Annotated in this window: 6 protein-coding genes and 2 pseudogenes; 6 read left to right on the forward strand and 2 right to left on the reverse strand. The window is 46.0% G+C overall.

From position 1 onward, the window contains the following. Nucleotides 1-99 precede the first annotated feature (99 nt). Entirely contained in the window at nucleotides 100-1,452 is a 1,353-nt protein-coding gene (gene aroA / locus ACTIE0_RS07645) for a 3-phosphoshikimate 1-carboxyvinyltransferase (RefSeq protein ID WP_006623958.1), read from the reverse strand. A gap of 100 nt (nucleotides 1,453-1,552) precedes the next feature. On the opposite strand from aroA, the gene ACTIE0_RS07650 reads away from it, so the two are divergent. Continuing rightward, the gene (locus ACTIE0_RS07650; protein ID WP_006623959.1) at nucleotides 1,553-2,044 is read left to right on the forward strand and encodes a hypothetical protein; all 492 of its coding nucleotides are present in this window, start codon (nucleotides 1,553-1,555) and stop codon (nucleotides 2,042-2,044) included. Here ACTIE0_RS07650 and ACTIE0_RS07655 read toward each other — a convergent pair. Beyond that, complete coding sequence (locus ACTIE0_RS07655) at nucleotides 2,041-2,520, reverse strand: hypothetical protein (RefSeq protein ID WP_006623960.1); 480 nt, start codon at nucleotides 2,518-2,520, stop codon at nucleotides 2,041-2,043. The two genes, ACTIE0_RS07650 and ACTIE0_RS07655, sit on opposite strands and share 4 nt — an antisense overlap. Before the next feature lie 32 nt (nucleotides 2,521-2,552). Between ACTIE0_RS07655 and ACTIE0_RS07660 the strand changes: the two genes are divergently transcribed. The 5 genes and pseudogenes from ACTIE0_RS07660 to ACTIE0_RS07680 all read left to right on the forward strand — a co-directional run. Further along, nucleotides 2,553-2,747 (forward strand): hypothetical protein, encoded by a 195-nt coding sequence (locus tag ACTIE0_RS07660; RefSeq protein WP_155839133.1) that lies wholly within the window; start codon nucleotides 2,553-2,555, stop codon nucleotides 2,745-2,747. 32 nt (nucleotides 2,748-2,779) lie between these two features. After that, nucleotides 2,780-3,232: pseudogene (locus tag ACTIE0_RS07665) on the forward strand (hypothetical protein); the annotation flags it as partial. Nucleotides 3,233-3,323: 91 nt separating this feature from the next. Then, nucleotides 3,324-3,722 carry a helix-turn-helix domain-containing protein gene (locus ACTIE0_RS07670; protein WP_439516873.1) on the forward strand — a complete coding sequence of 133 codons (399 nt, stop codon included), beginning with the start codon at nucleotides 3,324-3,326 and terminating at the stop codon, nucleotides 3,720-3,722. Between the two features lie 177 nt (nucleotides 3,723-3,899). Next, nucleotides 3,900-4,112 (forward strand): annotated as a pseudogene (locus tag ACTIE0_RS07675) (transposase); the annotation flags it as partial. A gap of 54 nt (nucleotides 4,113-4,166) precedes the next feature. Further along, the coding region (locus ACTIE0_RS07680; RefSeq protein WP_439516874.1) for a HEAT repeat domain-containing protein at nucleotides 4,167-5,306 on the forward strand (1,140 nt) is incomplete at its 3' end.

Here is a 5,306-nt window from a genome sequence, read left to right on the forward strand (position 1 = left end):
AAACCTCCCACCAGTCAAGAAACCCGGTTTCTCCAAGAAACCGGGTTTCTCAGCCAATAATTGACAGTCGAACCCGCCTCCCTCCACAATTATTAATTATTAATTATTAATTATCAATTGCTGTAAACTTCCCACAAAATCCGGGTAGGAAATAGCCGCCGCTTCGGCGCGATGAATAGTGGTAGAACCCGCCGCATTTAAAGCAGCGATCGCCAAACTCATAGCGATACGATGATCCGTGTCACTGTCAACTTCAGCGCCGCGCAAAGGGAAGCCACCAGTAATTTCTAAACCATCAGGTAACTCGGAAATTTTCGCCCCCATTTTAGTCAATTCCGTAGCCATAACCTGAATGCGATCGCTTTCTTTAACCCGCAATTCCGCCGCATCTCGGATGGTAGTAGTACCCTCGGCAAAAGCCGCCGCCACTGCCAAAATCGGAATTTCATCAATTAACCGAGGAATCAAATCCCCCTTAATTTCACAGGCTTTTAATGGCGAGAAACGGACTCGTAAATCTGCCACAGGTTCCCCCGCCACAAGTCGTTCTCCTTGGGATTGAATATCAGCCCCCATCATAGCCATAGCCTCCAAAATCCCCGTCCGGGTGGGATTAACCCCCACATTTTCGATGGTTATATCGGAACCCGGAACAATAGAAGCCGCCACCAACCAGAAAGCAGCGGAACTGATATCACCGGGGACAATCACAGTTTGCCCCTGCAATTTAGCCGGTCCGAACACCGTCACGCTGTTAGTGTCTGGATTGACCGTTAATTGCGCCCCAAACGCCTTTAGCATTCGTTCCGTGTGGTCCCGTGACAAGGCGGGTTCCGTCACGGTTGTAGCCCCTTCTACCATCAATCCAGCCAACAAAATACAGGACTTGACCTGAGCCGAAGCGATGGGGGAATGATAATGAATCGGTTGCAGTTGTTGACCATGAACCGCCAGAGGAGCGAAAGAACCCGATCGCCGTCCCCAAATAGTCGCCCCCATTTGGGTGAGAGGTGCAATCACCCGATCCATTGGTCTTTTGACCAGGGAACTATCCCCTGTGATAGTAAAGAGGCGATCGGGGTGAGAAGCCAAAATCCCCAGCATTAGCCTCATGGTAGTGCCAGAATTGCCAGCATCAAGGATGCGATCGGGTTCCTGTAAATTACCGATACCACAGCCTTTCACCTTAATCTGTTGTGAGTTCAACTCGGAAATTTCTGCCCCCAACCCAGAGAAACATTCAGCGGTGCTGCGAGGGTCTGCACCCAAGAGTAAACCCTCAATGGTGGTAACTCCTTCTGCTAGGGCTCCTAACATTAAAGCACGGTGGGAGATAGATTTATCGCCGGGAATGCGAAGGCGACCCTGGAGGGATAAACCGCAAGAGGGAGGGTCAATTTTGAGTTTCTGTTGTTTTTCTGTATTTTCTAGGGTGACAACTACAGATGGCATTAGGATAGATGTAGGTAAGGATTAATATTAAGATCCTATCGCTTTGGGGGTCCTGAGTTGCTATCAGGACTGAAAATCCTATCAATTAACAAGATATTTTATGCTCACTCATCACCGTAAGCCTGTTCGTCTATCTTGGATTTCTACGGATTTACCGCTGCGATCGCAAATTGAGACGGCGGCTACCCTTTACCAAAAAGACAAACAGCAGTTTCACTTGATCCTACAGGAACCAGATCTGTTAGATTGGCAATTGGAGAGTGATGGCGATCTATCCCCAATTGTACCATTATCTCATCAACCCAGACTGCTATGGTTGGAAGTGTCCCCCGGTCGTGCTGTCATGACTATGCAGGGAAAAAGCAACTTTAGCTATCGTCACCTATGGCAAAAAGGGATGTACGGGCTCAGTCGTTATTATCTTCAGGGTCAGTCGGAGTCTTTACCGAATCAAATTCGCCTGCGAAATTTTACCCGCGACCTAACTTTAGTTGGTTATCCCCTGCCAGAATTTTTGCGACTGGAGTATGAACTTTGGTCGGAAAAATTGCGCCTAGGTAACTATGTTTTACTGCTAGAAATTCACCATTAATTAGTCGATTTCGGCGGACAAGAAACTAGCATTTCCTGGGTTATATTATCATGGCGATCGCCTGCTTGCTGAGTCCTGATTGTGGCTTGGTGCATTTGTTGTTTGGCTTGTTTAAGTTGTTGTCGTCCTTGAAAGCTAACGGGGATAGTTTGTCCGGTTTCCAGCACCTGAGCCGTTTGGGTGAGACCTATGGCTATCTCCCGGAAACTCTGGCTATAACCATTTTGAAAAGTTTGTAATTCCTCGTTGTGAATATCTAGTTTTTCTACTTGGTTAGCGATGCCATCAAGTGCTAGGGCTAACTGTTTGGTAGTCGCTATATCGTAGCGATCGCTTTGGGCTGTAATTAAGGAATTACCCCGGTGTACCACATCAATTAGTTTTTCGCATTGCTGTACTTTTCCCCTCAAACAGCCTCCCAAGAAAGTAGTTAGCAGCAAGCTGATTATTAAAAACTTACCACGAGATAAAATCATTGGCGATCGTACCCTCCCATTGATTGGATTTGTTGATTAGTTTAACTGATACCTGGCTATTATTTCAAAAAACTACCCCCATGGCAAGACATCATAACGAAAATCACCCGGTTTCTGAGTCGGGGGGGGGTCAAGAAACCCGGTTTCTCAAAGAAACCCGGTTTCTCAGTCGGGGGGGGGTGAAGGCAGCAATTGAGGGCTGCTGTCGGAGCCAGACTAGAGTATAATTAATAATTAGAGACCTCGAAAACAGCTATAAATGACCAGATTGATCTACGACCAATTCACCAAACAATATATCCAGGAACTCTTAAAGCAATTAGGTGCAACTGAAACCAGCAAAACCATGGCTTCAGAAAGGCGAGAAATTGACATCTTTTTCACACCCCGCCCGGAAAATATCGCCTCAGCTAGTAACCTAGGCTTATTGGGAAAATTAGCCACCACCCCAGCGGTTTTTGAGCCTTTTAGCAATCCCGTTAAACCCAGAGAAATTCGCAGTTGTCTGGTGAAGCTCCTAGACATGAAGGCGCAATGGGAACGCCAAGCCACTCGGGAAAAAAGACGGCTCGCTCCCGGAGAATCACCCCGGTTGTGGATTCTGACCCCCACCGTATCCCCTGCCATTTTAGCAGATTTTGGCGCTACCGTAGACTTGGAAAACTGGATGAGTGGGGTGTACTTTCTCCCCAAGGGACTGGAAAGCGCTATGACAGCTTGTTCATTAAATATGTGTAACAATGAATACCTATAACAACTTGGTGATCAACTAGGGCTAAACTCAATTCCAACTGGATTCACCCATGAGCCGTTATTCTGTTGCTTTTAGGAAAAAAGTGGTCACCGCCTATCAATTAGGCCAAGGCTCAATTAGGCAACTTGCAGAGCAATTTATGATGAGTCCTGCTACTGTTCATAGTTATATCAAAAAATCTCGAGAAACTCAAGATATAACTCCTCAAAAGCCCGGGCTAAATCGTCCTAGCCAGCTAGAATCTTATCGAGACTTTATTATTCAGATGGTACAAGATTACCCAGATGGGACAGTTCGACAGTATCGAGAACATCTCCTAAATGAGCTGGATGTTTATGTCAGCGTCGGAGGAATGTGTGAATTCCTCAAAAAAGAAGAACTAACTCTTAAAAAAAACTTACCGGTCAGAAAAGGTAGCAACGGAAGAAGGTCAACAACAGCGATTTGATTACCGAGAGCGGGTGAGAGATGTACCTCAAAAATGATATTCATTGATGAGACAGCTTTCTGTGTAGGGATGAGTCCCTCTATGGCTAGGAGTAAAAAAGGCAAAAAAGCATGATGTTTAAGACCCTTTTATTAAGGCAGAAAAATTACCTGAATTGGAGCCATAAGTATCGAAAGAGTGGTAGCTAAAAAAGTCATAGAAGGCTCGATGAAAGGTAAAGATTTTCAGGATTTTATTGAACAGGACTTGGTTCCGAGACTGAATCCAGGGGATGTCGTAGTTATGGATAACCTTAATATCCATAAAATGGAGGGCATTGAAGAAATGATCACTGCTACGGGAGCCAGAGTAGAATATTTACCACCCTACTCACCAGATTTCAATCCTATTTAAATGTTGTGGTCAACGGTTAAGTCAGTGGTCAGAATGTTTCCAACACGAGCAATGGAAGCACTAGAACAGTTAATTAAACTGGCTCTAATGCTGATAGAAATACGTTTAAGAACTGGTTTACTAAATGCGGTTACTGTACTAATTAAATATCGAACAAGCTGTAAGACTTCGTGGGCTGATTTGGTGTTGCGGTTGGGTTGGTTAAATCGGGTGGGCAGAGATGGACGCGGCGATAGTAGTATTTTTGCCTTTTATCATGCGACGTTTCAGGAGTATTTTGCAGCCTTGACGGTGGAGGATTGGGATTATTTTATGCCTCGGAATCATGTTAATTTTCCGGTGGCGGGGATGCGGTATCGGATTTTTGAGCAGCAGTGGAAGCAGGTGATTTTGTGTTGGTTGGGGCGTAAGGATATTAAGGCCCAGAAGAAGGAGGAGTTTATTCGGGCGTTGGTTGAATTTAAGGGTGGGGTCAGAGATTTTTATGGAGATCAAGCCTATTTGCTGGCTGCTGCTGGGATTAATCAATTTAAGGCTTGTTCTCTGGCTACCGAGATGGTGCGGCAGGTGGTGAAGTGGGGGTTTGGTTATTTCAATACTGAAAAACAGGAATGGCGAACCTTTTTAGACCCCATCAAAGAAGCGGCGAGAGAGGTGATACCACAAACCATTAGACCCTTGGCGATCGCTGTATTGCTTGAAATTATCCGCACTACTGAGAATGAAAATAGCCGTAGGTGGGCGGCAGATAGTTTAGGGAAAATCGACCCAGGAAATCCCAAGGCGATCGCTGGATTGCTTGAAATTATCCGCACTACTGAGGATAAATTTACCCGTATTCAGGCGGCAGATAGTTTAGGGAAAATCCTCACCACACCTGAACAATATGCAGGAGTCGTCTCCGCCTTAAAAGACTGCCTCAGCGATGAAACCTACAGAGACAACTTTAAACGATTCGCTAAATGCTACGAAGTCATCTGGGACTGTGCCGAAAACCTCCCCTATCCCGAATTTTATCAAGCATGGCACAATCTCGCCGCCACCCCGACCCCCTTTATTCAACAGTGTAACCTCGCCCTTGTCCCCCAAATCCTCAACCAAGCCATCCAAACCCACCCCCTCAACTGCCAAGCCATTTGCATCGATGGCAGCCGCTTCAGCGACCCCACCAACCCCCCCAACCAAAACAAA

The organism is Limnospira sp., assembly GCF_051859755.1.
In the GTDB taxonomy this organism is placed as follows: domain Bacteria; phylum Cyanobacteriota; class Cyanobacteriia; order Cyanobacteriales; family Microcoleaceae; genus Limnospira; species Limnospira fusiformis.

Excerpts from the sequence above, each read along its gene's own strand:
- ACTIE0_RS07650 (WP_006623959.1), top strand. The coding sequence starts at position 1,553 with ATGCTCACTCATCACCGTAAGCCTGTTCGTCTATCTTGGATTTCTACG.
- ACTIE0_RS07670 (WP_439516873.1), top strand. The coding sequence starts at position 3,324 with ATGAGCCGTTATTCTGTTGCTTTTAGGAAAAAAGTGGTCACCGCCTAT.
- aroA (WP_006623958.1), bottom strand. The coding sequence starts at position 1,452 with ATGCCATCTGTAGTTGTCACCCTAGAAAATACAGAAAAACAACAGAAA.
- ACTIE0_RS07655 (WP_006623960.1), bottom strand. The coding sequence starts at position 2,520 with ATGATTTTATCTCGTGGTAAGTTTTTAATAATCAGCTTGCTGCTAACT.